Genomic DNA, 3,906 nt, shown 5'->3' on the forward strand with positions numbered 1-3,906 from the left:
TCGTCGAGGGCAGTGGGCCCGCCCTCGACACTCGCACTTACAACAAATTAAAGCTCGTCTCTTTAACCGTCGCAGAATCCAGGCCAATCATCAGCTTGAACTCACCTGCTTCGGCAGCGTATTTCAACTGCGGGTTAAAGAACTTCAGGTCTTCTTCTGTGAGGGTGAAGGTCACGACTTTCTCTTCCCCCGCGTTCAGCATGATTTTCTCGAAGCCTTTGAGCTCTTTGACCGGACGGCTGATGGACGCTGCTACGTCACGCAGATACAACTGAACCACGGTTTCGCCCGCGACCTTGCCCGTATTCTTCACCGTGACGCTGGCGGTCAGCTTGCCTTTGCGTGGCAGGTCTTTGGCAGACAGGGTGATGTCGGACACATCGAACTGTGTGTAGCTCAGGCCAAAACCAAACGGGAACAGCGGGCCGTTGGTTTCTTCGAAGTAATGCGACGTGTAGTTGCCAGGTTTTTCCGTCGAGTACGGACGGCCGGTGTTCAGGTGCGCGTAGTAGATCGGCAGTTGACCTATCGAGCGGGGGAACGACATCGCCAGCTTGCCGGACGGGTTGTAGTCACCAAACAGTACGTCGGCTACGGCATTGCCGCCTTCGGTGCCCGGGAACCAGGTTTCCAGTATCGCATTGGCTTGCTCGACTTCGTCGACCAGTACCAGCGGACGGCCATTCATCAATACCAGCACCAGCGGTTTGCCTGTGTCTTTGAGTGCCTTGATCAATGCCTGCTGTGTGGCGGGGATGTTCAGGCTGCTGCGGCTGGCGGATTCGTGTGACATGCCGCGAGATTCGCCCACTACCGCGACGATTACGTCGGCCTGTTCAGCCGTCTTCACCGCTTCGTCGAGCATTTCCTGAGCCGGACGCGGATCGACTTCAACTTCGTGCTCAATGAAGTTCAGGTAGTTGAGGATGTGTTCGTTATCGCTGACGTTGGAGCCTCGTGCGTAAAGCAGTTTTGCCTTGTCGCCGACGGCATTGGCCAGACCGTCATACACGGTGACCGACTGATTCGGGCGACCCGCGGCAGACCAACTGCCGAGCATGTCCAGCTGACTCTTGGCCAGGCTGCCGATCACGGCGATGGTGCCTTCTTTCTTCAGTGGCAGGATGTCGTTCTGGTTTTTCAGCAACACCAGCGTCTTGCGGGCAACGTCACGCGCTTCTGCGCGGTGCAGACGGTCTTCAGAGTAGGTGTCTGCCGGGTCCTGAGCGGCATCGCCGATGCGCAGGTACGGGTTGGCGAACAGACCCATGTCGTATTTGGCGCCCAGCACCTCGCGGACCGCGTTGTCGATTTCCTTAACGGAGACTTCGCCGCTCTTGACCAGACCTGGCAGCTCTTCGCCGTAGGCCTTGTCGTTCATGCTCAAGTCAACGCCGGCCTTGATAGCCAGCTTTGCGGCTTCGCGGTAATCCTTGGCGACGCCGTGATCGATCAGTTCCTTGATCGCACCGTGGTCGCTGATGGTCACGCCCTTGAAGCCCCAATCCTTACGCAACAGGTCTTGCAGCAGCCATTTGTTGGAGGTGGCCGGTACGCCATTGATCGAGTTGAGGGCGATCATCACACCGCCTGCGCCTGCATCGATACCTGCGCGATACGGCGGCAGGTAGTCCTGATACATGCGGGTAGGACTCATGTCCACGGTGTTGTAGTCCCGACCGCCTTCCACTGCGCCGTAAAGGGCGAAGTGCTTGACGGCGGCCATGATGCTGTCGGCAGAAGCCACATTTGCACCCTGGAACGACTTGACCATCTCTTTGGAAATGCGTGAAACAAGATACGTGTCTTCGCCAAAACCTTCGGAGCTACGGCCCCAGCGTGGGTCGCGGGAGATATCCACCATTGGAGCGAAGGTCATGTCCAGGCCGTCGGCGCTGGCCTCGATAGCTGAAATGCGGCCGGTCTCGGCAATGGCAGCCATGTCCCAGCTGGCGGCCATGCCCAGGCTGATCGGAAAAATGGTCCGATGGCCATGGATGACGTCATAAGCGAAGAACATCGGAATCTTCAGACGGCTTTTAGCGACTGCAGCTTCCTGAAGCGGGCGGTTTTCCGAGCGAGTAATGGAATTGAACGTTCCGCCAATGCGGCCCGCAGCAATTTCCTTGAGAATCATCGGCTGCGGCATGTCCTGGGCGATGCTGATCAAGCGCAACTGACCGATCTTTTCGTCGAGGGTCATTTGCTTCATCAAGTTCGCGATGAAGGCGTTTTTAGCTTGCAGCGTGGCCTGGCTATTGGCAGCCGGGGCGTTGACATTGTTCGCAGCCAACGCTGGCTGACTGGCCAGACCGACCAGAAGACCGAGTAAACACAGCTTATTCATGAATGATTTCTCAAGGCTTGCCCGCAACTCGCATTAAATAACAGGCAGCCATATTTTATGGGTTTAGACCTTTGGCAGTTCTTATCGGCCAGGACTGCAGATTGTCACAGTAATTATCAGTGCACTGATGGATCTGTGAGCGCATGTTTCGACATCCCGACGCAGGCCACGGATTATGCAGGGGAACTTCCGTTTTGGCTAAAGCCACGTCATCGATTCGGAATCAAAAAGTAACAAACAGTCTATGGCTCGACAATCCAGGTTCACTCTTCCAGACCGGCGTTCATCAATTAATCCAACCTCCAATGCCCTAACCGCCTAAAATAGCTGCCTTTGCTATCAGCTCGTCCCGAGGCGTTTTTAGATGTCAGTCACCGCTACTTCCACCCAGCCCGCGCCGGATCATCGTGCGCAGTTTTTGAGTCTGCTGGAAAACAGCCTCTCCCAGAACTCGTTCATCAAGCTGGTGCTGGCCAAATACGTAGGCGGCGAAGCAGAGTTGCAGCGGGTGATCATCAAAGCGCTGACGGTCAAGGAGCAGCCCTGCCTGTCTTTCGTTTATCGCTATAAAACCCGGGACATCACCAAGAACTTCCCGTTGGTCGAAGCGGTGCAGGTCATTGCGCACCTGTTGCCCGATTCTTTCAAGAACGCGCACTTGCTGTCGTTGACGGATGAGGTCCAGCTGGAGTTCAGCAAGAAAGGCAAGAGCACGCTGTTCAAGAGCAAGGCGCAGCAGGAGCGCGACGCGCCGTCTTCGGGCCATGACCGTGAGAAGAAACGTTATCTGGAGTTGACCCGGCCGTTTCTGACTGACCTGGGCGTGACCAACAAACAGCATGAACTGATCCCGTCCATGTCCCGCAAATGGAAACAGATCAACAAGTTCATTGAAGTGTTTTCCCACGCCCTGACGTCCTCACCGCTCAAGCTTGATCAGCCGATCAAAGTCGCGGACTTCGGCTCAGGCAAGGGCTATCTGACGTTCGCTATTCACGATTACCTGCGCAACACCTTGCAGGCCGAAGGGCAGGTGACCGGTGTCGAGCTGCGTGAAGACATGGTGACGCTGTGCAATAACGCCGCGGCTCGCCTGGAACATCCGGGCCTGAAGTTTGAGTGCGGCGACGTGCGCAGTGTCGCGCCCAGCGCACTGGACGTGATGATCGCCCTGCATGCCTGCGACATTGCCACGGATTACGCGATTCACATGGGCATCCGCTCCGGTGCGTCGATCATCATGTGTTCGCCGTGCTGCCATAAGCAGATCCGTCTGCAGATCCAGAGCCCGACCTTGCTGCGGCCGATGTTGCAATACGGTCTGCACATGGGCCAGCAAGCTGAAATGGTCACCGACAGCCTGCGCGCACTGTTGCTCGAAGCCTGTGGTTATGAAACCAAAGTGTTCGAATTCATCTCGTTGGAGCACACCAACAAGAACAAGATGATTCTGGCCGTCAAGCGCGCCGAGCCGCTCAAGTCCACCGAGATACTGGCGAAAATCCAGGAACTGAAAGTGTTTTACGGTATTCAGGAGCAGTGCCTGGAAGCCTTGCTGC

General features: G+C 56.3%; 2 protein-coding genes. One reads left to right on the forward strand and one right to left on the reverse strand.

All coding sequences use genetic code 11. The features are described from left to right. Positions 1-37: 37 nt before the first annotated feature. Positions 38-2,347, reverse strand: a complete 2,310-nt coding sequence (gene bglX, locus H8S59_RS26315; RefSeq protein WP_187523311.1) for a beta-glucosidase BglX — start codon at positions 2,345-2,347, stop codon at positions 38-40. Positions 2,348-2,711: 364 nt separating this feature from the next. Here bglX and H8S59_RS26320 point away from each other — a divergent pair. Beyond that, positions 2,712-3,906 (forward strand): class I SAM-dependent methyltransferase (locus tag H8S59_RS26320; RefSeq protein ID WP_187523312.1); only part of this gene is annotated, 1,195 nt, incomplete at its 3' end.

It is taken from the genome of Pseudomonas folii (assembly GCF_014357575.1).
GTDB lineage: Bacteria > Pseudomonadota > Gammaproteobacteria > Pseudomonadales > Pseudomonadaceae > Aquipseudomonas > Aquipseudomonas folii.